Origin of the sequence: Acrocarpospora phusangensis, assembly GCF_016862995.1 — a bacterium.
Taxonomy (GTDB): domain Bacteria; phylum Actinomycetota; class Actinomycetes; order Streptosporangiales; family Streptosporangiaceae; genus Acrocarpospora; species Acrocarpospora phusangensis.
In genome coordinates this window covers 1-22,433 of the sequence record NZ_BOOA01000062.1, presented here as the reverse complement: position 1 = coordinate 22,433, position 22,433 = coordinate 1, and the positions used below count along the sequence as shown (strand labels likewise).

21 protein-coding genes are annotated in these 22,433 nt (G+C 67.4%); 10 read left to right on the top strand and 11 right to left on the bottom strand.

Translation table 11 applies throughout. From position 1 onward, the window contains the following. Window positions 1–93: 93 nt before the first annotated feature. Window positions 94–507 (top strand): hypothetical protein, encoded by a 414-nt coding sequence (locus tag Aph01nite_RS29955; RefSeq protein ID WP_204044383.1) that lies wholly within the window; start codon window positions 94–96, stop codon window positions 505–507. Window positions 508–691: 184 nt separating this feature from the next. On the opposite strand, the gene Aph01nite_RS29950 is transcribed toward Aph01nite_RS29955, so the two are convergent. From Aph01nite_RS29950 to Aph01nite_RS29940, 3 genes are all read right to left on the bottom strand, one after another. Then, window positions 692–1,048 (bottom strand): spore germination protein GerW family protein, encoded by a 357-nt coding sequence (locus Aph01nite_RS29950; RefSeq protein ID WP_204044382.1) that lies wholly within the window; start codon window positions 1,046–1,048, stop codon window positions 692–694. Window positions 1,049–1,266: 218 nt separating this feature from the next. Further along, window positions 1,267–2,643, bottom strand: coding sequence for a serine/threonine-protein kinase (locus Aph01nite_RS29945; protein ID WP_204044381.1), 1,377 nt, complete (start codon window positions 2,641–2,643; stop codon window positions 1,267–1,269). A gap of 61 nt (window positions 2,644–2,704) precedes the next feature. Continuing rightward, the gene (locus Aph01nite_RS29940) at window positions 2,705–4,042 is read right to left on the bottom strand and encodes a carotenoid oxygenase family protein (RefSeq protein ID WP_204044380.1); all 1,338 of its coding nucleotides are present in this window, start codon (window positions 4,040–4,042) and stop codon (window positions 2,705–2,707) included. Window positions 4,043–4,219: 177 nt separating this feature from the next. On the opposite strand from Aph01nite_RS29940, the gene Aph01nite_RS29935 reads away from it, so the two are divergent. From Aph01nite_RS29935 to Aph01nite_RS29915, 5 genes are all read left to right on the top strand, one after another. Next, entirely contained in the window at window positions 4,220–4,546 is a 327-nt protein-coding gene (locus tag Aph01nite_RS29935; RefSeq protein ID WP_204044379.1) for an ArsR/SmtB family transcription factor, read from the top strand. Continuing rightward, on the top strand, window positions 4,543–5,007 hold the full coding sequence (locus Aph01nite_RS29930; protein WP_204044378.1) for an SRPBCC family protein: 465 nt from the start codon (window positions 4,543–4,545) through the stop codon (window positions 5,005–5,007). Before Aph01nite_RS29935 ends, Aph01nite_RS29930 begins: the two co-directional genes overlap by 4 nt. Further along, window positions 5,004–5,360, top strand: coding sequence for a nuclear transport factor 2 family protein (locus tag Aph01nite_RS29925; protein ID WP_204044377.1), 357 nt, complete (start codon window positions 5,004–5,006; stop codon window positions 5,358–5,360). The genes Aph01nite_RS29930 and Aph01nite_RS29925 overlap by 4 nt, the downstream gene beginning before the upstream one ends. 350 nt (window positions 5,361–5,710) lie before the next feature. Then, complete coding sequence (locus Aph01nite_RS29920; protein WP_204044376.1) at window positions 5,711–6,778, top strand: endonuclease domain-containing protein; 1,068 nt, start codon at window positions 5,711–5,713, stop codon at window positions 6,776–6,778. Beyond that, window positions 6,778–7,401 carry a hypothetical protein gene (locus Aph01nite_RS29915; RefSeq protein ID WP_204044375.1) on the top strand — a complete coding sequence of 208 codons (624 nt, stop codon included), beginning with the start codon at window positions 6,778–6,780 and terminating at the stop codon, window positions 7,399–7,401. The genes Aph01nite_RS29920 and Aph01nite_RS29915 overlap by 1 nt, the downstream gene beginning before the upstream one ends. On the opposite strand, the gene Aph01nite_RS41725 is transcribed toward Aph01nite_RS29915, so the two are convergent. Continuing rightward, window positions 7,380–8,216, bottom strand: coding sequence for a hypothetical protein (locus Aph01nite_RS41725; protein WP_239162088.1), 837 nt, complete (start codon window positions 8,214–8,216; stop codon window positions 7,380–7,382). The genes Aph01nite_RS29915 and Aph01nite_RS41725 overlap by 22 nt on opposite strands. Before the next feature lie 21 nt (window positions 8,217–8,237). Here Aph01nite_RS41725 and Aph01nite_RS29910 point away from each other — a divergent pair, with 21 nt between their 5' ends. Together Aph01nite_RS29910 and Aph01nite_RS29905 are read left to right on the top strand one after the other, a co-directional pair. Continuing rightward, on the top strand, window positions 8,238–10,619 hold the full coding sequence (locus tag Aph01nite_RS29910) for an ATP-binding protein (RefSeq protein WP_239162087.1): 2,382 nt from the start codon (window positions 8,238–8,240) through the stop codon (window positions 10,617–10,619). 149 nt (window positions 10,620–10,768) lie between these two features. Next, window positions 10,769–10,930: a hypothetical protein gene (locus tag Aph01nite_RS29905; RefSeq protein WP_204044373.1), complete on the top strand. Its 162-nt coding sequence runs from the start codon at window positions 10,769–10,771 to the stop codon at window positions 10,928–10,930. Window positions 10,931–11,046: 116 nt separating this feature from the next. Here the strand turns inward: Aph01nite_RS29905 and Aph01nite_RS29900 are convergent, their stop codons facing one another. From Aph01nite_RS29900 to Aph01nite_RS29890, 3 genes are all read right to left on the bottom strand, one after another. Further along, window positions 11,047–13,605, bottom strand: a complete 2,559-nt coding sequence (locus tag Aph01nite_RS29900; protein WP_204044372.1) for a glycosyl hydrolase family 18 protein — start codon at window positions 13,603–13,605, stop codon at window positions 11,047–11,049. A gap of 446 nt (window positions 13,606–14,051) precedes the next feature. Further along, the gene (locus Aph01nite_RS29895) at window positions 14,052–15,461 is read right to left on the bottom strand and encodes a glycosyltransferase family protein (RefSeq protein ID WP_204044371.1); all 1,410 of its coding nucleotides are present in this window, start codon (window positions 15,459–15,461) and stop codon (window positions 14,052–14,054) included. A gap of 82 nt (window positions 15,462–15,543) precedes the next feature. Then, window positions 15,544–17,034: a helicase HerA-like domain-containing protein gene (locus Aph01nite_RS29890; RefSeq protein WP_204044370.1), complete on the bottom strand. Its 1,491-nt coding sequence runs from the start codon at window positions 17,032–17,034 to the stop codon at window positions 15,544–15,546. A gap of 226 nt (window positions 17,035–17,260) precedes the next feature. On the opposite strand from Aph01nite_RS29890, the gene Aph01nite_RS29885 reads away from it, so the two are divergent. Continuing rightward, window positions 17,261–17,821, top strand: a complete 561-nt coding sequence (locus Aph01nite_RS29885) for a GNAT family N-acetyltransferase (RefSeq protein ID WP_204044369.1) — start codon at window positions 17,261–17,263, stop codon at window positions 17,819–17,821. 107 nt (window positions 17,822–17,928) lie between these two features. Next, complete coding sequence (locus Aph01nite_RS29880) at window positions 17,929–18,570, top strand: DUF6000 family protein (RefSeq protein WP_204044368.1); 642 nt, start codon at window positions 17,929–17,931, stop codon at window positions 18,568–18,570. Between the two features lie 124 nt (window positions 18,571–18,694). Here the strand turns inward: Aph01nite_RS29880 and Aph01nite_RS29875 are convergent, their stop codons facing one another. The 4 genes from Aph01nite_RS29875 to Aph01nite_RS29860 form a co-directional block, all read right to left on the bottom strand. Further along, complete coding sequence (locus tag Aph01nite_RS29875) at window positions 18,695–19,006, bottom strand: hypothetical protein (RefSeq protein WP_204044367.1); 312 nt, start codon at window positions 19,004–19,006, stop codon at window positions 18,695–18,697. A gap of 670 nt (window positions 19,007–19,676) precedes the next feature. Beyond that, complete coding sequence (locus Aph01nite_RS29870; protein WP_204044366.1) at window positions 19,677–20,498, bottom strand: 5'-nucleotidase C-terminal domain-containing protein; 822 nt, start codon at window positions 20,496–20,498, stop codon at window positions 19,677–19,679. A gap of 370 nt (window positions 20,499–20,868) precedes the next feature. Continuing rightward, entirely contained in the window at window positions 20,869–21,048 is a 180-nt protein-coding gene (locus Aph01nite_RS29865; protein WP_204044365.1) for a hypothetical protein, read from the bottom strand. A 219-nt stretch (window positions 21,049–21,267) separates the two neighbouring features. Beyond that, window positions 21,268–22,433: phosphopantetheine-binding protein (locus Aph01nite_RS29860; RefSeq protein WP_204044364.1), on the bottom strand; the 1,166-nt coding region annotated here is incomplete at its 5' end.

The window sequence follows — 22,433 nt, the reverse complement described above, 5'->3', positions numbered from 1 at the left end:
CAAATAAGCCTATGAATGGAAACCATGGACAAACTTGACAGTCGGGGCCTGCGAACAGTGATCGCCGCCCCGGGAGCGGGCTACTTTCAAACAATGGATGAGCAGCCGCTTCCCCAAGCGGGCATGACGATCAGCGTCCGAACGCGCCAGGACGTCGTGATCGTGGATCCGGCGCGCTTCATGGCGACAGCCCGTACGGCATACCGCGATCTCAACCCCGACGCCAGCGACGAGGAAGTAGCCGAGCAAATCGCAGACGTGTACGACGCGGTCGGCATCCTCCTGGACCGACTCGGACGCCTGACACCTGACGCCCCAGCGATACCCCTCGGACGCGGCGGACCACTTCCGGGCGTACGCATCCCGGACCGCCCAGACGGCCTGTCCCCCGCAGGCGAACTCCACCACATCGTCCTCAACGACCCAATGCCCCTGCAGGACTACGGCTGCTTCCCACCCGAAGATCCGTTCGCCTTACCCCCCGACTCCGGCCTCCAGACAGGCTGACTCCACCCGAACCGTCCCCCGTACACCCGGACGTCGGCACCCACCTGTTCGAGCGCTCCGCCGCCTGGAGTCACGACGGCCATCACGCCCCCTGCGATTCACCTCCGCCCTTTGGCGGAACCGGGACGTTCCTTGACCAAGAGGCGTTGAGCCAATCCGGCGGGCAGATTTCAGCAGTTGGTTCTCATCGCCGCTTGTCGCGCCGGGCTCGTAACCGCGCGAGCGTCCTGATCGTCAGCAGCGCGGCGACCGCGACCACCTGGCAGCCGATGATGACCCGGTTGATGTCGATCAACGGACGCCAACGCGCATCGCCGTCCTTGATGACGATCATTCCGACCGGTGTGGCACCCACGCCGAACCCTCCGCCGGAGCCCTCACCACCCTCCTCGCCCTCCCGTCTGCCGCCACCTCCGCCGCCTCCTCCTGCGACCCGGGCGACGGGAATGACCGTGACATCCCCCTGAGTGATCGGGCGTCCGAAGACCCGATCGGCCGCCGCTGCCTCCCGCACTTTGTCGATCATGTCCATGACGTTCATCGTTCCGCTCCCATCCGTGGCCGCACCCGACCACCGCTCAGTCCGCCGATCAGGTTGCCCGCCGTATGAGCGAACAAGATTCGTTTCCCTTCAGTTTGCGCCAGCACTCACCTTCCCGCTGGAGGCCAAGGTCCCCAGTTGCGCTTGCCTCCCGGGCCGAAACAAATGCCGGCCCGGCTTCCTGACGATCTCCAGACCGGCCATCCACCACGGCGCCGTCAATCCTGCGGGTATTCGGATGGCTCCTGAAGGTCATCCGTGAGGGAGAGAGTCCTGGCCACGGACACGGCCCACAGGACATACCCGGTGGCGGCGATCACCGGCCCCACCCACGGAAACCACGGCCGACCCTCAGAGGGGATCAGTCCCGCCACCTGGACAAGACCTGCGACAAGCACACCCGCACGCCCCCAGACAGCCCCCGCACGCAGCCCCACAGGTGGACGCAGCCCGAGCACGATGAGCCAAACGCCCCACACCGCCCCCAAAGCCGCAAGCGTCCACAGCCCGGCCACGCCCAGGTCGTAACCACCCCACGCGATGAGCGAGAACACCATCGCCTGCCCCGCGAACGCGGCAGCACCGGCCCACCCGCGTGGCAGCAGGGCGACGTGCGTCAACGCCACCACAACAGTCGCCACCAACACCCACACCCAGAACCACGCGATCGTAGGCAACCCGGCCCGACCGGCCACCAGCGCCGCGAGAGCGTTCAGCACCCCGACCGCCGCGTACGCCGCCGCCCCCGCATACGCCGGTGCCGTACCCCACCAACGTGGGCGGGGCACCGGATCACCGGCCAGCAGCAGCGCCGCCGCACCCGACGTGAGCCGCTCACGCGGATCTTTCCGCAGCAACCCGTCAATGACCGGCCGCAGCGGACCCGCCCCGAGCGCGGGCGGCGGCTCCGTGGTCAGAACAGCCGCGATGACCGCCGCCGGTTCCGTGTGGACGAACGGCGGGCGCCCCTCCACGGCCGCGTACAGAGTGGCCCCGGCGCTCCAGAGATCGCAGGCCGGCACCGACGGACCGCCCCGCAGCCGTTCGGGAGCCATGAACGCCGGCGAACCGAGAAGATGCCCGGTGGCGGTGATCGCGGCATCACCCTGCAGGTACGCGATGCCGAAGTCGGTCAGCACCACCCGGCCGCTCTCGGTGACCAGCACATTGGCCGGCTTGACGTCCCGATGCAGAACACCGACGGCATGCGCCGCGTCCAGCCCGGCGAGCATCTGCCGCCCGATACCCGCCACCCGAGCCACCGGCAGCGGCCCCTCGGCGATCAACTGCTGCAACGACTTCGCGCGCAGCAACTCCATGACGATCCACGGCCGCCCATCCTCTTCGATGACGTCGTGGACGGTGACGACGTTCGGATGCGCCAGCCGCGCCGCCGACCGCGCCTCCCGTACGGCCCGGCGACGCGCCTCGCCGTCCACATCATCAAGGAGCAGCTCTTTCACGGCGACCTCACGCCCGAGCGTCTCATCGACGGCCCGCCACACCCGGCCCATGCCGCCCTGCCCAATGGGCTCCATCAATCGGTACCGCCCGGCCAGCCGTCCGCCCGTGCCTGAACCATCAGGAGTTGGCATGCCGCCATCTTGACGCGATGCTCAGTCACCCCGGTAGGCACTCAGGGCACAAACATCTCCGTTATCGGAGAGCGTCTGGCACCCAGTTCCCGTGGAAACCCGTCGGAACGCGTACCGGCAAATGGATCTCCGCTACCGGGCGGGCGGACAGGTCGGCGGCGTCCAGGATCGCCAGGTAACCCGTGCCGCGGGCACGGTCATGCGCGAAAGTCATCAAATATCCGTCATCGTCGCCTGACGAGTCCCGCCGGGGGACGAAGACCGCTTCGCCACAGGTGTGACCGTCCGGCAGCCGATGCACCTCACGGGCGGCGCCTTTCGCGAGATCGTATTTGTAGATCTCCGAGCGCTCCGGTTCGGCCTCCAGCGAGAAACTGGTGACATATCCGTAGCGGTGATTCCGGCCCACCTCGGCGTCGGCGACGCGCGGATACTCGATCGGCATGTCGTCCAGTGGCCGCTCGGCGACCGTGCCCGTGGCCAGGTTCAGCCGCCATTCGTGCAGATTGGGCAGGCCGCCGCTGATGTCGTCCGCGCCGTCGCGCCACAGCGTCGGCACCCGGCAGCCGGTCACCGTGATCACGCCGTCCGCCTCCGACGCGTTCATGGTGTGCCACACATAACACGGCTCCACCTCGAACCACCGCACCGGCCCACCGTCCCGGCGCATCACCCCGAACCGGGCGCCATGCCCGTCGTCCCACCGCCACGGCATGCCCGTGGCCGCGATCCCCGCCGGATCGAACACCACCGGCAGATCCATGAAGATCGCATGGTTCTCGGTGATGGCGAAATCGTGCATCATCGTCGCCCGGGGCACCTCCACCACCTGCTCCTGAACCAGCTCCCCGCTCGGCGCCGCCCGATAGTAGGTCAGATACGGCGGCCGCAACCGATACCCGAAGAACACCAGCTCACCGGTCCCGGGGCAGACCTTCGGATGCGCCGTCATGGGCGTACGCAACGAACCACCGAAGCTGTACGGCCCCACGGTCTCCAGCTCCGGAGTGATCTCGTAGGGGAACCCGCCCTCCTCCAGCGCCAGGAGCCGTCCCGCGTACGCGACCAGATGGGTGTTGGCCGTGGTGACCCGGTAGTCCACCTGGCCGGTGGCCTGGTCGAACGCCAGGGCCATGCGCGACTCGCCGGGGTGCTCGAACAGCGGAGTCCGTACGTAGCGGTTGCGGTACCAGCGGGCCTGCCCGGCGTCGAGGGCGACCGCGTGCACCATGCCGTCCCCTGCGAAGTAGTGCGGCGACCAGCCGGTACGCGGATTGGGGCCGTTGCGGAGATACACCCCGTTCAGTTCCTCGGGCACGGCGCCGATCACCTCGGCCGGCTCCAGCGTCACCTCCGCGGTGACCGGCGCGTTGTTCCCAGCCAGATGCAGGGCAGTCATTTCCGGCGTCTCCCGTCTCTCGATCCGGGCCGTCAGCATGCCGCGAGGATCCGCCGAGAAACAGTCTTGTTCTCCTCGGCGCCGTCAGCCGCCCCACGAAAGCCCAGTTCACAGCGCTGTGAGCAATCTTTGCAAACGACTGTTTGCGCAAATGACTGTTTGCGCTAGGGTGAACCCGTGCTCGTGGACTTCGACTCGGCCTTCGCCGCCCTCGGCGATCCCGTCCGTCGCGCTTTGGTGACCCGTCTCGCGCGGGGTGACGCCACGGTGAAGGAGCTCGCCGAACCGTTCGACCTGACTCCGCAGGCGATCTCCCACCACGTCGGCGTCCTGCGGCGGTGTGGCCTGGTCGAGCAGCGGCGCGAGGGCACCAGACGCCCCTGCCGGTTGAAGGTCGATCAGCTGTCGCTGCTGAGCACGTGGATCGACGATCAGCGCCGCGCGTGGGACGACCGGCTCGACGCCCTTGAGCAGCACCTCACCGATGACGGAGCGGTCCGTTGACCGCCCGCTCGGAACTCCGCGGCGACGAACTGATCGCCAAGCGCCACCTCCCGGCGGGACCCGAACGCGTCTGGGTGGCCTTCACCTCACCGGCGGGCATCGCGGCGTTCTGGGGCGGTTCGCATGCCGTCGTGCCGCCTGAGTCCGTGACCGTGGACCTGCGTCCCGGCGGAGAGTTCGCGCTCGACACCCGCGCGCCGGACGGCGCGACCCGTCGGCTCCGGTTCGTCTACGTGAGCGTCGCCGCACCGTACGAGCTCGTGTTCGACGAGCCCTTCACCGGCCTCCGGACCACCGTCAAGATCCGCCCTGTCGGCGGCGGCACGGATCTCACGGTCCACCAGCGCCGGCTTCCCCCCGAGCTTCGGACAGCCCAGGCGGCCGACGGGCTCGCCTCGATCCTCGACGCCCTCGCCGTACACCTGCGGGATCACACCGCCACACCAGGACGGACACCATGACGCAGAAAACCCAGCGCGACCTCGTCGCGGAGTACTTCGCAGGATTCCGGACGAGCGACCACCCGCGAATCCTCGCGACCCTCGCCGACGACGTCGAGTGGGTCATCCACGGTCACCGCACCACCCACGGCAAGGCCGAGTTCGACGGCGAGATCGAGAATCCGGCGTTCACGGGCAGCCCCGAACTCGACGTCCAGCGCATCCACGAGGACGGCCCGGTCGTCATCACCACCGGCGAGGGCCGCGGCACCAGCCTCGACCACGGCCGCTTCCGCTTCGCCTTCAACGACCTTTTCACCTTCCGCGACGGACTGATCACCCGCGTCGACTCCTACGTCGTCCCCCTGCCCTGACGCGGGCCGCCTATCGAGCCTTCCTGTGGGTACGTCGTTGACGGCGCACCGTCACCGCACCGATCGCTCCAGGTCGGGCTTCCCCAGGGGGCGGCACCGTTCGGCATGCACAGCTGAACCTCTGCGGCCACGCGATTGATGCGGGCACCTGTGCTCGTTGCCCGGCCGGAGGTCGCGGTGGCGGTGGCGGTCCGACATAAACGGTGAGGTGAAGGACTGTCAGGATGACCGTTTGGATGGTTTTGTAACTCCGGAATAGGCGATATTTCCGGATTTGGTACGCGCCAACTTGTGCTCCCTATAGCCTTCGCGAAGTCGCGTTTCCGGAGGGGTGTCCGGAGGGAGCCGGTGTGGGATTGGCATGGGGCGATCTCCCGGTCGGGAGGGTGCTCCGCCTTGCCGGCGTCGATTCCCCCATTGACGCCAACGTGATGGAATTGTTGTTGGATCCCCTTCCGGAGAGCGGGCCTGCCGTTATCACGTACGCGGCGGCTGAAGCGGATTCCGTCTCCGAGTTGGTGGAATCCGTCCTCCGCGAGCTGGAAATACTGGCCATCGGACTTTTCCCGGCCTGGTTGCCCGAAGGAGAGAAGCTCTCCGGTCCCGGCGGCGGCGGAGTGGCGGCGGCGAGGATCCTCGCGATGCGCCTGGCCTCGGGCACCCGTCATTTCGGACCGTTCCTTGCCGACCTGGCCGCACGAGCAATCCAGCATCGCGGCTCATTGGTTCCCGGGCAGCGCGTTCCCAACGGACGATCGTTCTCCGCGGAGTCGCGGGCGGCGGGCCTGGCCCGGGTCATCGCCTCCACGTTCGGCCGCGAATCGGCGGCGCTGGTCGTCTACGTGCCGGAGAAACTGACCTCCCATGGGGAGACGCTTCTGGTAGCCGGATGTGAATGGCTGGCACACCGGAGCGGCATGGGGATCTGGCTCGTCGGCCCCGAACTGCCCCGCGTCGAAACCCTCTACCTGGAGGTGCCGGCAGCGGTCAGGCGGCTGGCCGAAGAGATGACGCCACCACCGCTCACTACGACGGTGGGAGTCCCGCCGATTGCCGGAATGCCACACGCCGGGAGTGTGGTCGAGCAGGCGATGGAGTCGGCTCTGGCGAAATGCGCGTGGGCTCATGGGCGTACGTGGAATCAGACTTATCAGTCCACGGATCCGTTGTTCGTGATGATTCGTACGGATCTGATGTGGGTGCCGGAGAAGTGTGTCGTGGAACTCGACGGACCGGAACACGAGACGTTCGCCCAAATGCAGCGCGACCAGATTCGTGACCGGCACCTGGAACGTGACGGGTTCACGGTGCTGCGATTCACCAACCAGCAGGTGATGGGCGATCTACAGGCGGTTTTGCGCCACATCGAAGAATTCCTCCGGAGGCGACGCCTCGGAATGAGCGAAGGAGCAGGCTGATGTCAGAAAAGAGACTCACGTACGTGCAGGTCGCGGCTCTGCTGGTGCTGAGAGAGCTTGGAACCGAGGTAGCCCTCAAGGAACTGCGAGAGGTGTGGAGCTTAGATCTCAAGCCCGAGAGTCGCGCACCTCTCATCGAATCCAAATTGATTGAGGAAACCAAAGCCAAAAGAATCCTGTGGTACAGGATCACGCCGGCTGGTGAGGACCGCGCGATCGAGGAAGTGCGCAAGGGAGTCCCAGTGAGCTCTCGTTCGGGCAAGACGCTGGCTCTCCTGTACATTCGGTCCCTCTTGACGCCCAAAGCGGCAATCCCTGTCGTCGAGGAATCCGTTCAAGCGCCGGTCACGACCATACCGGCGGAGGAAGTGGAACTCCGGATTCGCGAAGCGTATGCGAAGATCACGCCTGGCGCCGGTCAGTGGGCCTCTATGACCAAGCTGCGAAGCCTTCTGAAAGACATCGACCGGGATCTCCAGGACGACGTTCTGCGCGCCATGATGCTCGCAGGACGTGCCGACATCGTGCCCGTTGCGATCTTGGGTGACCTGAAGCCCGAAGACCACGCCGCCGCGATCACCATTGGCAGCACACCCAACCATCAGTTCCGCATCGGAGCGTGACGATGGTCACCGAATGGTATGCACTGGAAAGCCTGAAGACCTTCTCCACCGTTAACGCCAGTGAGGATGTCTGGCGACCGGTTCCGTTCCACGTCCCCGAGATGCATCCGGCGGCTTCCTACGCTCTCCGCTCGGGACTCGATGCCGCCACTGACTCTCCCGTGACCAGCCCGATCGGCGTGGTCCTTGAGGGCGGTGCCGGAAGCGGAAAAACGCACCTGATGAGCTGGCTGCGTGAGCAGGTCATCCAGCGCGATGGCTATTTCTTCCTCATGGGCATTCTCGACGCCCGCAACTTCTGGGAGAGCGCCGTCGTGTCCATCCAGGACGGGCTGGCCCGGGTGGGCACGGATGAGGAGACCCAGCTCAAACGGTTCCTTCGTAATCTGACGGGCCTGATGCAGCTCCCGCGAAAGAATCAGCAGGCGGTCATCGGCAACCAGATGGTCACCCGTGAAGATCTCGATCTGTTCATCGAGGGCCTGTACAGAATCGATCGCCGGGTTGGAAGAGAAGCACAGGATGTCGCCAGAGCACTCGTGCTCCTGGCGGCCAATCACCATGCCCTGGTGGACATCGGCGAGTCCTACATCTGCTCGATCGAGGATGGCGAAAGCTACCGGCTGGCTTGGGGCTTCCGGCAAATCCGCAAATCCCCGCAGGAGATCGTCCAGGATATCTCGCGTCTTCTGGCGTTGACCGGCCCGAGTGTCATGGCATTCGACCAACTCGACGGGCTCATCGCCCAGAGCAGCCTCTATGCCGAAGGCCGCCCCACCAGTTCGGCCACGTCGACAGTTCTTCAGCTCGCTCACGGGCTGACCAACCTCCGTGAAGTGACCAGCCGAACCCTGACGATTCTCTCCTGCTTGCCGGAGACGTGGACGCTTATTCAGGAGCTGGCTGTCCAGAGCTTCAAGGACCGCTTCCAGAAGGCCACGTACCTCCGGCGCATTCCGACTCCCGAGGTAGGGGCGGAGCTCGTCACCAGGCGACTCGCGGAGCACTTCAAGAACATTGGCTTCGACCGGCCATATCCAACATGGCCGATCAAGCAGGAGGCCTTCGCTCAGGCTCCCTTCTACACTCCGCGTGAAGTCCTGGGATGCCTGTCCAGACACATCCAGAAATGCCTGGTACAGGGCAGGATCACGGAGCTGGACAGTCTCGACGCCTCCTCCACCGTGATCAGTCCAAGCCCGCCCGGCCCTCGCGAGGAAGAGCTTCAGGCGATCGACACCAAGTTCGCGATGCTGGCGGATTCGGCCGACGTCAGTGGAGCGCTGAACGCCGAGTCGGAGGACGCGGTCCTTCCCGGCCTGATTTCGGCGGGCCTCCGGGCCTGGATCGTGGAGCAGCGCGGGACGTCCGCGCGCTACCGGGTCGATCCGCCCATGGGCCAGAAGACCTCCCTTCACGCGGGTCTCAAGCAGGTCCTGAACGAGGCGACCGAAGACGAGATCCACTGGGCGTTCCGCGGCATCGCCGCCACGCACCATCTCGCGGCGCTGACCCGGCTCCGCAAGGCCGTGCTCAAAGCTGGCCTCGCGGAGGAGAGCCCCAAGCGCCGGTTGATCATCATCCGGAACATCCCGTGGAACTCCGGCCCGGTCACCCAGGAGGCGGTTGCCGGCTTCCACGCCAGGGGCGGCCGGGTGGTCACGGCCGACGAAGAGAACCTCAAGGTCCTGTACGCCCTACGGGACCTCTTCGCGGAGAACCTCCCCCACCTCGACCAGTGGATCACCAGCAGAAAGCCCACCGCCAACCTCAAGCTCCTCAAGGACGCCCTGGGCGATTGGCCGGATCCAACCGCTCCGCAGGAGCCTCAAGCCCCAAAAGTCTCTGAGGGGCCGCCCGCGCAGGCCAAGCCCCGGCCGACTCACGAGGCCGCTACCCCGCAAGAGGCCGATACCCCTCACGCGGCCGGTACCCCTACTAGGGCCGGTACCCCTACTAGGGGCGGTACCTCCGAAAGCCGGCCGACCGGGGTGCCGTCGCTGATCGTGGGGCGCTCGTACGATCGTGGGCTTCCGGTTTCCGTCGAGTTGGAGGCGCTCCGCAAGCACATCGCGATCTTCGCGGGCTCCGGCTCGGGGAAGACCGTCCTGATCAGGCGAATCATTGAAGAGTGCGCGCTTCAGGGCGTCTCCTCGATCGTGCTCGACCCGAACAACGACCTCGCCCGCCTCGGGGACGCCTGGCCGGAGGAGCCGTCCGCCTGGGGCCCCGGTGACGCGGGCCGGGCGGCTCGGTACATCGCGGACACCGATGTCGTGGTCTGGACACCGCGCCGGGAGAAGGGCCGTCCGCTGGCCTTCCAGCCGTTGCCCGACTTCTCCAGCGTCCGCGACGACGTCGACGAGTTCAACGAAGCCGTACACGCTGCCATGGCGGCGCTCGCCCCACGGGCGAAGGTGGACGGCAACACCAGCAAGGCCCAGGTCGCCCGGGCCGTACTCACGGAAGCGGTTGTGCACTTCGGGAAGTACAAGCGTGGCGGCCTCGACGGGTTGATCAACCTGCTCGCGGACTTCCCCGAGGACGTCAGCCAGATCAGCGGAGCGGCGAAGATCGCGGATGGGCTCGCCCAGGTGCTCCGGGCCGCCGCCGTGACCGACCCGCTGTTCGGCGGGGAAGGCGAGCCGGTCGATCCAGGGCAACTACTGACTCCGGCCGCGGGGAAGCGCGCCCGCGTCTCGGTCATCAGCTTCGTGGGACTGCAGAGCGACTCCGAGCGGCAGTCCTTCGTGAACCAGCTGCAGATGGCCCTGTTCGCCTGGATCAAGAAGAACCCCGCCGGCGACCGGCCCCTCGGCGGGCTCTTCGTCATGGACGAAGCCCAGACCTTCGCCCCCTCGGGCGCCATGACCGCGTGCACGCAGAGCACCCTCGCCCTCGCCTCCCAGGCCCGGAAGTACGGCCTCGGCCTGGTCTTCGCGACCCAAGCCCCCAAGGGCCTGCACAACCGAATCCCCGGCAACGCCGCGACCCAGTTCTACGGCCTGCTCAACGCGGACGTACAGATCGAGGCCGCCAAGGCGATGGCCCGCGTCAAAGGCGGCAACGCCGACGACATCGGCTCCCTCCGCAGCGGCCAGTTCTACGTCGCCCCCGAAGGCACCGGCTTCGCAAAGGTACGCACCCCCCTGTGCCTGACCCATCACCCCAGAGCACCACTGACAACCGAGGAGGTCATCACCCGCGCCAGCCGATGACCCTCACAGCTCGGCGATACTCGCCCATAGCGTGATCACCTTGCAGGGAAGATCGTGCCCACCGCCGAAACGCCCATCCAGGACTGCGGCTGCGGCTGCGGCTGCGGCTGCGGCGATCTTCCCCAAGCGTGTGACATCCGTCGCCCATCTTGTGCGGAGTCAGGGCCGTCGTCTTCCTGGAGCTGAACGGCGAGATCCTCATCGGCACCGACACCGACGCCGCCGAGGACGTGGTCATCGCCGTGACCACCGGCGAACTCGACGACGTGACCGAGATCGCCAAGAGACTCCGTGCGCTGGGCCCGAGGTGACGACCGAAGGCCCGTGAACTCCTGAAGGCCCCCGAGTCCGCTGGCTAGGACCCGGGGCCTTCGACTGGTCGTTAGCTAGAGGTACGCATCGTCGTACCAGAACGAGGGAGGGCGCACTACCGGAGGCCTGTGTCCACGGCGGTCATCAGGGTGCCGGTGTCGCCGGACATTTCCCAGATCATCGCGCCGAGCAGGTTTCTGCTCCGCAGCCAGGCGGTCTTCCGGCCGATGGACCACGCGTCGTCGAAGCTCCACCACTGCCCGCCGTTGCCGGTGTGGCAGAAGGTGGCGACCGCCTGTTCGTCGTGCCGGACGGTGCAGCCGGGGACCGCGGCGACCAGGTTGGAGTATCCGCGGGTGCCCGCCTCCTCGGCGAACTGTCCGGTGGCCGCCCCGGTCGCGGTCTGCCATTCGCCGAACCTCCCGCCGTCGGGTACGCCCTGCCAGCCCCGCCCGTAGAAGGCCAGCCCGATGGTGAGCTTCCGCGGGCTGACCCCGGCATTGGTGTAGACGTTGATCGCGTTCTCCACACTGAAGTGGAAGTTGTACGGATCGTCGGCGTCGGCATACAGGTTGCCCTGGTGTCCGGTCCGGTTCGGCTCCCAGGAGTTGTCGCTGCCCGCGCCGTGGAAGTCGTAGCCCTGGACGTTGAAGATGTCCAGCGACTTGGCGACCTCCGGCAGGTCCCAGCCAGCAGCGATCTTCGCCGGGTCGGCGGGGGTGAAGGCGGTGAGCTGGTAGCGCTTGCCGGTCTGCGCGCCCAGCGCGTCCAGCTGACGCCGGAACTCGGCGATCAGCAGGGTGTTGTTGGCCTTGTCGGCCGGGCTGACGTGGTTGCCGGCGTGACCTTCCGCGCCCGGCCACTCCCAGTCCAGGTCGATGCCGTCGAAGATGCCGGCCGCCGTGCCCGGCCCGCCGGCTCCGCCCGCGAGCGGCAGGTTGCCCTTGATGTAGACGTCGATGCAGGAGCTAACGAACTTCTTGCGCGCGGCGTCGGTGGCGGCCACGTCGGAGAAGTACTTGGAGTAGGTCCAGCCGCCCAGGGAGATGAGCACCTTCAGGTTCGGGTGCTTGGCCTTGAGCTTCCTGAGCTGGTTGAAGTTGCCGCGGAGCGGCTCCCATCCGGTGTCGGCGACCCCGTCCACGGACTGGGCGGCGCTGAACGGACGCCCGTAGTCGGCATCCGCGTCGCCCGCGCCGTCACCCTGGTTGGGGTCCTGCGGGTTGGGCGTGGTGCCCCTGGTCACCCCCTGCAGGCAGGTCAGGTTGACCGGGTCGATGTTGGCGAAGGCGTAGTTGAGGTGGGTGAGCTTGGCCGCCGCGCCGCTGGTGTCGAGGTTGCGGACGAAGTACTGCCGCCCGTAGATGCCCCACTGCACGAAGTATCCGACCCTGGCGTACCCGGTCTCGACGATGTCGGCGGTGGTCGCCCGCACCGGCGCGCCGGCCGCGGACAGGTTGTCGTAGATGTCGCGCGCCCGAATCGTGAAGGTGTATTCGGTGGACGGCGAGAGCCCGGTGACCGTGGCCGTGGTGCCGATGACCGTGGTGGCCACCGTACCGCTGACCAGGACGTCGTAGTTGGCGACGCCGGTGTTGTCGGTGGAGGCGTTCCAGGCCAGCGTGACGCTGCCCGAGGTCCTGGCCGTGCTCCGCGGGTTCCCCGGCGTGCTCGGTGGCTGCGTGTCATCGGAAGGATTGTTGGTACGGACATTCAGTGCGGCACTCGCGGCCGACAGCGTGCCCTTCCGGTCCTTCGCCTTGACGGTGAAGGTGTAGGCGGTGTTCGGATTCAGGCCGGTGACGGTGGCCGTGGTGCCGGTGGTCGTGACCGTGGCCGGGCCGCCGTACACCTCGTAGCCGGTGATCGGCAGGCTGCCCGGGGTCGACGCCGTCCAGGCCAGCAGGACCGTCCGGGTGGTCTTGACCGGTGAGGTCAGGTTGCCGGGCGCGCCGGGCGGCGTGTCGGCGGAGCCGTCGCAGTTCACGTCGTTGATCCGGCAGTTGGTGGCCTGCGCACCCGCCGTACTGAGCGTGAAGGACGGGCTGTACGGCTCGGTGCTGCGACCGGGCTGCACGGTTCCGTTGTAGTGGGCGGGAGTGAGGGTGACCGTACGCCCGTTCTGGCTGAGAGAACCGTGCTGGGCGTTGCTGGCGGCGACCCCGGCGGGCAGGTCGAAGACGATCGACCAGCCGGTCAGCGCGGTGGCGGCGTTGTTGGTGATGACGAAGTTCGCGGAGCTGCCGGTCACGGTGTACTCGGCCACGACCGGCGGCGGAGGCGGAGGCGGGTCACCGCTGCCGTCGCAGGCCGCGCCCGCGATCGTGCAGGCAGTCGGGCTGACCGCGGAACTGAGCGTGAACGACGGACTGTACGGCTCGGTGTTCCGCCCGGCTTGCAGGGTGGCGATGTAGTACGCCGGGGTGAGTTTGACCCGCGTCCCCGTCTGCGTGGTCGTGGCGTGCTGCGCGTTGCTGACGGTGACCCCTGCGGGCAGGTCGAAGATGATCGACCAGCCGCTGACCGCGGTGGTTCCCGGATTGGCGACCACGAACTTGCCGGTGTTGCCCGACAGGCCGAAGGTCGCGATGAGCCGGGAGGCCGCGTGCGCGGGTGTGCTGGCCAGGACGGCGGTGACAACCAGTCCCAGGAGGAGAGAAACGAGTCTGCGCACGTGGGGAACCTTTCTAAAAGGAAAGTTTCCTAACAGTTCGGAGCGTAGACCCGGGTGGACGGAAGGTAAAGACCCAGCGCTGGCGCGGAGATCTTGTGGGCGTCAGATGGACGGTTAGGGTCCGATTGTGTCGAGTGGCGCAGACCAGTGATTCGCGCCGTTGAGGCCCCCTTCGCCCATCGGAGAAGACCATGACGCCTGCGCTGGACAGCTGTGCGACCACGTCGCCGTGATCGACAAGGGTACGGTGGCCGCGGCCGGGCTGGCGCTCCGCTCCCGTGCGGGCGCGATCACCTCCGGGCTGCTCAACGGCGCGATCCTGGCGGCGCTCGGGCAGATCTGGGTCTTCTTCTGGGCCTTCGGGGAGACGGGCGTGCCCGACGATGTACGGCACCGGTGTGTGGATCGTCAAACCCTCGCTGTCGAAAAACGGCGGCATCCAGCGGCTACTCGGTCGCCGCGACTAGTCCTGCGACTTTCCGCGACTCACGCGCGGGAGGCCCGGGCTTGGCTCGCCGAACGTACAGCCGGACCGCGTAGCCGAGCACTCGGTAGACCGGCCCCTTCTGGTAGTGGTAGCGCAGGATGAGCTGTTTGGCCTGGTCGGCGGGCGCGTCCAGGTCTTCGGGTTTCGGATAGCTGCGGCTGACCGTCCAGACGCGGTCGCCGAGCCTGATCTCGTGACTGGGCAGTTCCCGGCCCGCGAGCGTGCCGGATTCGGTGCCACTCTCCGCCAGGGCCGCGTCGTTCAGATGGCGGAAGTCCGCCGGGTACGCCTCCGCGACCAGCCGCCGTACCGACGGCAGGAAGAGCACCGTGTCCCCGGGCCGCGCCATCGAGCCGATGAGCCGGGCCGCCGCGGCCGGGTCGTCACGCCGCGACGCGATCTGGCGGGTCTCCGCCTGCCGCGGCCAGACCGGGAGCAGGACGACGGCCAGCACCGCGGCGGCGACCGGTACGGCCACGGCCGGGTGAGCCAGCCGGGCCACGCCGTCCACGGCGGACCCGATCAGCAGGGCGAGCCCGACGACGGCGTACAGGACATAACGCTCTTCGTAGTAGGGCTTGACCTGCGACAACAGCAGCAGAAACGCCGGGGGAACCACCATCAGCGGCAACGCGACCACCCGCAGCGGCCCAGCGCGCAGCAACGCCAGAATCGCCAGCAGCGCGGGGACGCCGGCGAAGCCGCTCACCAGGTTGCCGGCGTCCTCCCAGGTCGGCGGGGTGAGTCTGGCCACCTGGCCGCTCTGCGGATAGGCGACCAGGATCAGCGGCACGGTGGCCAGCACCGCCGCGCCCGACGCGAGGGCCCACCGGCGCCAGTCGATGAGCACGCCCGGCACCGCGAACGCCGCGAGCACGAGCAGCGCGGTCAGGTTCAGGTACGCCGCCACGGTCACCGCGACGGCGTACCAGACCCAGGATTCCCGTACGAGCGCGTACACGGCGAGCGCCACCGCCGCGCACACCAGCGCGGGCGAACGGCCGTCCTGGGCGTAATGGGACACAACGGGCAGCAGTGTGTAGGCTGCCCCGGCTGCCAGACCGCTGCCGCCCATCCGCCGGGCGGCCGCCGCCACGGCGACCGCCGCGAACCCGGTGGCGAGCACCGACGGCAACCGGATCAGCACCTCCGGATCGCCGGGCAGCTTCAGCGCGAAGTGCACGATCAGGTAGTAGAGCCCGTGGACCGCGTCCACGTTTCCCAGGGTCGCGAATAGGTCCCCGAGCGAGCGGCTCGCGATGGCGAAAGTCGTGGCCTCGTCCTGCCACATCGACCCGCGGTCGAGTCCCCACACCCCCATGGCCACGGCCATGACGAACACCACGACGAACACCGGGACACGCGTCATGCGCCACCCACTGCCCCGACATGGTGAACGGAGCACGACACCGGGATTGCGTTCCGCGTAGAGGCCGCCGGGCCTGCTCTGCTCAGCGGCGCCTGCGGCGGGCGGTGCCGAAGATGGATCTGGTGATCTCCCGGCCGAGGGTGGACGCGGCCGACCGCACCATGGAGCGGAACTCCTTGGACTCCAGCACGCCCTCCAGCACGGACTGTCTTGGCTGCTCCCTGGGCGGCTCCGCCTCGCGCGGGGGCTCCTGCTGCGCGGACAGCCGCGCCGAAAGGATCTCGTAGGCCGACTGGCGGTCGAGTGCAGTGCCGTACTTCTGCTGGAGCGGGGAGGCGGCGATGACGCCCTGGATCACGTCCGGGCTCGACGGCGCCATGAGCGTCTGCGGGGCGCGCAGGCGCGTCCAGGCCACGGGGGTCGGCGCGCCCGTCTCCGACAGGAACGTGACCACGGCCTCGCCGATGCCGAGTTCGGTGAGCAGCCGCTCCAGGTCGTACGAGGACTCGGGGAAGGTCGACACGGTGGCCTTGAGCGCCTTGGCGTCCTGGGGGGTGAAGGCGCGCAGGGCGTGCTGCACGCGCGCACCGAGCTGGGCCAGCACGTCGGCCGGCACGTCCTTCGGCGTCTGGGTGACGAAGAACACGCCCACACCCTTCGACCGGATCAGCCGTACAGTCTGGGTGATCGACTGCAGGAACGCCTTGGACGCGCCGTCGAACAGCAGATGCGCCTCGTCGAAGAAGAACACCAGCTTCGGCTTGTCGACGTCGCCCACCTCGGGCAGCGTCTCGAAGAGGTCGGCGAGCAGCCACATCAGGAAGGTGGAGAAGAGCTGCGGCCGGTCCTGCACGGCGGGCAGCTCAAGGATGGAGACCATCCCCCGGCCGTCCTGCGTCACCCGGAGCAGGTCGCGCACGTCGAACTCCGGCTCGCCGAAGAACGCCTCCGCCCCCTGCGCCTCGAAGTTCGTCAGGGCGCGGAGGATGACTCCCGCCGTCGCCGCCGACAGCCCGCCGATCCCGCGCAGCGCCTCCGGAGTGTCGGTCAGATAGCGGATGACGGCGATCAGGTCCTTGAAATCCAGCAGGGGCAGTCCGTTCTTGTCGGCGAAGTAGAAGATCAGCCCGAGGGACGACTCCTGTGTCTCGTTGAGCCCAAGGACCTTGGCGAGCAGGGTCGGCCCGAAGGCGGTCATGGTGGCGCGTATCGGCACACCTGGCCCGAGGCCGCCCAGGGAGAAGAACTCCGCAGGACAGGCCACGGGATGCCACGCCTGCCCCACCTCGGCGGCACGTCCGGTAACGCGCTCGGAAGACGTTCCCGGAGAGGCCAGCCCCGACAGGTCGCCCTTGATGTCGGCGAGGAAGACCGGGACGCCCTGGGCCGCGAGTTGCTCCGCCATGAGCTGGAGGGTCTTGGTCTTCCCCGTACCGGTGGCCCCGGCCACCAGTCCGTGCCGGTTCAGCATGCCCAGCGCGATCCTGATCCGCTCCGCGGGATCGGCGGTGCCGCCCTCCCCCACCAATGCCCCGAGTTCCAGTGCCGGTCCCTCGACGTCGTACCCCTTCATCGCTTCCCCCCGCTTGTTCCCGCCTCGCCTACGGCACCACGGCTCGGCGCAGGTCCGGTGGTGGTTCCATTCCCGGTCGTACGCGGTTCAATGGCGCGAAGACGCGCAGGTCAACGTCCTACGAGGCGCCGTGGGCTGACGTGCGGCCGATGGTGGGACATGCTCGCCCGCCCTCATCGGACGGGCAGGATGGGGATCCCAATTGCAAAGACAGCAAGGACATCGCATGACTGTCGTGCTCCACAGTCCTCCGCACGAAGAGGGTTCCTCTCTGTCGCTCCGGCTCTGGACAGAAGATGACATTCCTGAATTGATCGACGCCTACCGTGACCCCGTCATGCGCCAATGGACCAGGTTCCATGTCAACGATGAGCAGGATGCCCGTCGGTGGGTGGACCTTCAGAGGAAAGGCTGGAATGACGGCGATCGGCTGAGCTTCGCCGTGATGGAGTCGAGGGCCGAAAATGGTCGCCCTCGCCTGGTGGCCAATGTGGTATTGAAAGGATTCGTCGTTGGTGGAGATTCCGCCGAAGTAGGTTATTGGACCGCCCGCGCCGCACGCGGGCAGGGTATCGCGGGCCGGGCTCTCGAGTTGCTGACGATCTGGACTTTCGAGAGGTTCGCCACGCAAGGATTAGAATGCCTCCGGCTACTCCATCAGGTGGATAACTACGCGTCTTGCCGAGTAGCACAAAAGACCAGCTACGTCCTGGAAGAGATCATTCCCGCTCGACCGCCGTTCCCTAATGATGGACACGTCCATATTCGGCGTGCTCATCAGAGCTGAGAAGCTAGGGCTAAAGCCGACGGGACTCACCTAGTTGCTCGGTGGTGCAACGGGACCCTTGTCCATCCCAAGCGCTATAGGAGTGGCGCACCGGGCATGATGGCGGCATGCGTGTGCCACGCCCGCCAGACGACGAGATGATCAAGCTGGCGCGGCGCTACGTGACCGCGGAGCACGGTGGGAACATCAGATATCGGAAACTGCCGGGAAGCGTCCTCTACCTTCCCGATCACGAGGCGATCCGGTTCGGGCGCGCGCTGGCCGAGGATGCTCGTCAGATCTCGGACCACGATCTCGGAGTACTGCTCGACAGCGAGTGGCGAGCGCGGCTCGCAGCCGCCTGGCTCATCGCGTTGGATCGCCGCGTGCGGTTTCGCGAGCGGCTCACGCCGATGCTTCTGGAGAGCGAGCTGGTCCACGCGGGTGCGGGCTATTGCCTGGCGCTCGCCCGATTCGGGGAGGCCGAGGACGCGGCAATCTTGTCGGCGTACCTTGACCGCTATCTGCCGCAAGTGGAACGCCGTTACGACCAAGATGACGCTCTTGGCGCTCTCATGCTTGTCGACGACCAGCTGGGGACCGATCATGCCGCCCGGTTCCTGGGTCCCGGTGGCTTGTGGGAGACCTTCACCGTGAACGATTCGGACGCCGGCGGTTGCAAGCGCTTCATGCAGGAAAGGGTCTCGTTCGCGGAGAGCGCCATGAACGGCACACTCGCCCAATGGGCCGCGCAACGCGACCGCTCCTAGTCACGGTCCCTGTACGGCTGTACGGCCTGACGCCACCACGCTCGCCGGTCTATGCGCGGCCACCCGCCGGCCGAACCGGGCCAGCGGGTGGACGGGATGGAATCGGCGGCTGCCGGTCACTTGGTCAGGGGATGGCGTCGTAGCCCTGGCCGATGCGGGTCCAGCCGTTCTGGCAGCCGACCACTGAGGACGACCCGGCGCCGGCAGTGCGCCAGGGGCCGTAGCGCCACTCGGTCCGGTAGCCGTCGGAGGTGAAGCAATAGATCTTGGCTCGGAAGGATGACGGGGCGTGCCCGGTGCAGTAGGCCGAGACGGTCACCGAGCCGATCGGGGTGACCGTGCACGTCCCGATCGAAGCCTGTGCCGGGGCGGCGAACAGGCTCGCGGCCGCGCCGGCGACGACAAGTACGGAGACTCTGCGGGCGATTCGAAACATCGAGAATCCTTTCGGAAACGTACGTTGAATGGTTGACGAATTCGCCGCTCTATCTGCCGATATTTCCGGTTACTGCGTGCCAATCACTGCTAAGAGCGTCGTAACGTCCATTGCCCTCAATGTGTCGCGACTTCGGACGTTGTCAAGTTTTGGGGACATTCCCGCGAGGGTCGGGCATCGCTGGCTATCGTGCGCTCACAAGCGGATTCCAAGCTGTCGCCTACGGATCGTAGCGACTCGCACGGCTTGCGACGTGATGGGCCAAACGCCCTGCCCTGCTAGCGCCAGCGCCACATCTGCCGATCTACCTGGGGCTAGCAGGTAGCACCCAACCCCCGTTGCACGCCTTACTGGCATGCCGCACCCTCTTCCGTGGTGCAGCGACCACGACGCGCTCCAATCACGGACAGTCGCATTGGCACCAGGTGCCCCCGAATCGCCCCCTTGAGCGCGGGAGCAAAAGCAAATGTAAATATCAATACGAAGATCAAGATGCCCTCCGGTGGCTCTCAGGATCGCCAGGAGGGTTGAACAGCGATCATTCGCGGGAAAGATCGCGCGCACCGCCGGAACGTTCGTCCTGGGCTGCGCCCGATCGTCCAACCGGCTCAGATTCACTGATCGCCGGGCGGAACGGATTCCGCCCGGCGATCAGCTAGTCACGTGAGGCTCATCGGACCGTGACCCGGTCGCCGGCCGGTGCGCTGACCGGCGAGTTCTTCACCAGATAGGTGGCCAGGGCCCCTCTGTCGTCCGGGCCACCGCGATAGACGCCGGTGGCTCCGGGCCATCGGGGGAAACCTTCGTAGCCGCCCACCAGGATGTAGTTGGCCGCGATTCTGAGGACCTGGTCGTCGGCCACCGGAACGCCGTTCAACGTCAGCTCGGTGACAGCGCCGCCCTCCAATGTGTAGCGGAGCGAGGACGACGGCGTGAGCACCCAGCCCTGCGCGTGCGGATACGCGAGGACGGACTTCAGCGCGGCGCCGGTGATCGTCCACACGTCCACGGCGAACCCGGCCGGAAGCGTCGCGAACACCTCCTCGTAGGTGACCGGGCCCGCGTCGAGGTCCAGGTGGAACCCGTACCTGCTGACCAGGGCGGCGTCCGCGCCCGACCGGGCCTGGACCGCGTCGAGGTTGGCGTCGGCGACCAGTTCGGCCAGTGGGCCGCCGCTGGGCGTCCGGACGATGGGCTCGGAGGTCTCGCCGAAGGTGTCGGCCGCGTCGGCGATGCCGCACTCGAAGTAGTAGAGCGTATTGGACCTGAGACCGTCGGGCTGCCTGAGCTCGATCTGGACCGACGTCTGACCTGGTGTCAGTGTCTCCCAGTCCCATTCCCAGTCGAGCGTCGCGAGCAGGGCGGTGAAGCTGCCGTTGTGCTTGAAGGGGGATTTGAGGTTCTTCCATTGCTCGGTGCCGACGATGCGGTATTGGATTAGTTGCAGGCCCGGCGGGAGTCCTTCGAAGGTCCCGTAAACCTTGAAGGTCACCGGGCATTTCGTCGCAGTGGTCCGCTCGAATGAGAGGGTGAGTTTCTGCACCGGATTGCCGGCCGATGCGAGTGGGGCGGAAGCCGTACCGGAAACGAATCGGTGGGGTGCGGCTTGCGCGGGGGGAACGAATGCACCGGACACCAGGACCGCAACGGCCGCCAGCCCGCCGATTCGACGCCCAGCCCTACTGGGTAATCCCACAGTCTTCCCATCTGTCGATGACGACAAGGACGAGCAGAGGCTAGCCACACCGACCGACAAATTCCGCGCGCCGAATGAGTGCAACACCCACGAGGGAAACGCCCACTCCTATAAAGCCGAAGACGAAGCCAAGGCTCCGTTCCGGCGCGTGGAGCGCGCGCCATTATCAGGGCTGGGAACGCTCCCTGAATCGGCGTGCCAGCTCCCGACCCCGCGCCACCTGCACCTTCTTCGCCTGGCCCATCGCGAACCGCAACAGCCCGAAGGGCGCTGAGAGACGGTAATGGTCGATCACCCGGGTTCCGCCGGGCACGGGGTCGATGCGGTAGCCGTAAGCGGACGCCACCAGGACTGACCACGTCGCCGGTGATGGCGCCCTCCCCCATGTAGCAGCCGTGGAACACGCGCCGGGCCGGCGCACAGCAAAACGGCGGTGTCTGCGAAGACACCGGCGTTAGCGAATGCTCAAGCGCTCAACAGGTGACTGAGCTGGCCTTCTGGTCCCCCAGCGAGCAGCCGGACAGCCCGAGGGGATCACCCCCTCGGGCCACCCGGTCAGCGGGGCTCAGCCCCCGATCGCGGGCATGCTCTCGGGAACGGCCTCGGCCGCCGCGTCCGGTTCCGCCGTCAGGAGAAGTTCCACGAGGCGGTCCGCGATCGCGGAGATGGTGGGCTGCTGCCACAGCAGGGTCGCGGGGAGACGGCAGCCGAAGCGCTTCTCCAGGCGCCGCCGGACCATCACGGTCATCACCGAGTCCAGTCCCTGCTCGACGAGCGGACGCCGGATCGACAGGTCCTCGGGGGCCAGCCTCATCACCGTCGCGATCTCCGCACCGATCTGGGGCAGGACGCGCTCGCGCAGGTCCTCGGGCGCCAGGCCGGCGAACGACTCCGCCGGGCCCCCGAGATCCTCTTCGGCCTGGAGGGGCGCGTCGATCACCGGATAGCGCAGTCCCGTGAGATGTCCCACCACCCGGCCGTCGACATCGGCCAGCAGGGCCCGGACGGTGTCGTCGGCAGCCGAGTCCACGGCCGCGTCGATGATCACCGTCGACGGCGGCATCCCGGTCAGCACCATCTCGTCGATGTGCACGACCATGCGCAGCACCGGGTCGCCGGGGAACGCGCAGGGAGCCACGGACATCACCGCGTCCAGCGCCGGCGCCCAGCTTCCCGCTTCCTGGGTACGGACCGTGGCCCGCAGCACGCCGTCTCCGCTCAGCAGCGTCTCGATCGCCCAGTCGAAGCCCGTCGAGGGTACGCCCACGGTGGCCAGCCGCTTGTGCACGAAACCGGGATCGATCGGGGTGAGCGCGTCGGCGTCCGGCAGCACGTCGGGTTTCACCTGGCCCGGAGCGGCCACGTTCGCCGTGACGTGTACCAGCCAGGCGGGTTCCGGCTCATCGGGGCCCGCCGGGGTACGGGCCGCGAGCCGCAGCGCGGGAGGTTCGTGCACGACCTGGATCTGCCTGCGTTCCGCGGTCATCAGCGGATGCATCATCTCCACGTCGGTGAGCGTGACGTCCTCGTCCTCGGCCGCGTGCAGGAACGTGTTGACCAGCACGGCGGCGGGCACGATCTCGACCCCGTTGAGGGCGTGGCTGCCCGGGTAGGGCCGGTTGGCGTCCTCCACGCTGGTGCGCCACACCCGGGTCCTGCTGCCCGCGATGCCGGTCCCGGCTCCGAGCAGGTTGTAGGCGTGCACGTCGTGCCCTCGGTTGTCGTTCTCGA

Excerpts from the sequence above, each read along its gene's own strand:
- Aph01nite_RS29955 (WP_204044383.1), top strand. The coding sequence starts at position 94 with ATGGATGAGCAGCCGCTTCCCCAAGCGGGCATGACGATCAGCGTCCGA.
- Aph01nite_RS29950 (WP_204044382.1), bottom strand. The coding sequence starts at position 1,048 with ATGAACGTCATGGACATGATCGACAAAGTGCGGGAGGCAGCGGCGGCC.
- Aph01nite_RS29945 (WP_204044381.1), bottom strand. The coding sequence starts at position 2,643 with ATGCCAACTCCTGATGGTTCAGGCACGGGCGGACGGCTGGCCGGGCGG.
- Aph01nite_RS29940 (WP_204044380.1), bottom strand. The coding sequence starts at position 4,042 with ATGACTGCCCTGCATCTGGCTGGGAACAACGCGCCGGTCACCGCGGAG.
- Aph01nite_RS29925 (WP_204044377.1), top strand. The coding sequence starts at position 5,004 with ATGACGCAGAAAACCCAGCGCGACCTCGTCGCGGAGTACTTCGCAGGA.
- Aph01nite_RS29915 (WP_204044375.1), top strand. The coding sequence starts at position 6,778 with ATGTCAGAAAAGAGACTCACGTACGTGCAGGTCGCGGCTCTGCTGGTG.
- Aph01nite_RS29895 (WP_204044371.1), bottom strand. The coding sequence starts at position 15,461 with ATGACGCGTGTCCCGGTGTTCGTCGTGGTGTTCGTCATGGCCGTGGCC.
- Aph01nite_RS29890 (WP_204044370.1), bottom strand. The coding sequence starts at position 17,034 with ATGAAGGGGTACGACGTCGAGGGACCGGCACTGGAACTCGGGGCATTG.
- Aph01nite_RS29885 (WP_204044369.1), top strand. The coding sequence starts at position 17,261 with ATGACTGTCGTGCTCCACAGTCCTCCGCACGAAGAGGGTTCCTCTCTG.
- Aph01nite_RS29880 (WP_204044368.1), top strand. The coding sequence starts at position 17,929 with ATGCGTGTGCCACGCCCGCCAGACGACGAGATGATCAAGCTGGCGCGG.
- Aph01nite_RS29875 (WP_204044367.1), bottom strand. The coding sequence starts at position 19,006 with ATGTTTCGAATCGCCCGCAGAGTCTCCGTACTTGTCGTCGCCGGCGCG.